The sequence below is a fragment of the Lysinibacillus sp. GbtcB16 genome (genome assembly GCF_019091145.1).
In the GTDB taxonomy this organism is placed as follows: domain Bacteria; phylum Bacillota; class Bacilli; order Bacillales_A; family Planococcaceae; genus Lysinibacillus; species Lysinibacillus fusiformis.
On record NZ_JAGXJV010000359.1, the window covers coordinates 1 to 275 of the forward strand.

A 275-nucleotide genomic window follows, 5' to 3' on the forward strand; every position below is an offset into this window, starting at 1 on the left:
CCGGCCAAATCGCCTGAAGTCGGCTCCACCAGCGCTTCTCTGGCCTTCTGTGGCGATATGCGATCTTTGATCGCCCGAAAATAAGTTCGAGTGATGTCTGTTATTCGGATAAGCTCAACAGGCTCTACAATGTAAGAAACTGCTCCACGGTTAACTCCATCGGCCTTAAACAATTTGCTCAACGCCCGAGATATCTGAAACGGTTTGTTCAGTCTCACCTCTACTTGCCGAGCCCAGATGTCATTCGAATAAGTGGCCGTTCCACTCACGCCTAT

Annotated in this window: 1 pseudogene; it reads right to left on the minus strand. The window is 49.8% G+C overall.

Annotated features, from left to right (window positions below):
- Positions 1-182, minus strand: a pseudogene (locus KVT27_RS24540) (hypothetical protein); the annotation flags it as partial.
- Positions 183-275: the final 93 nt, after the last annotated feature.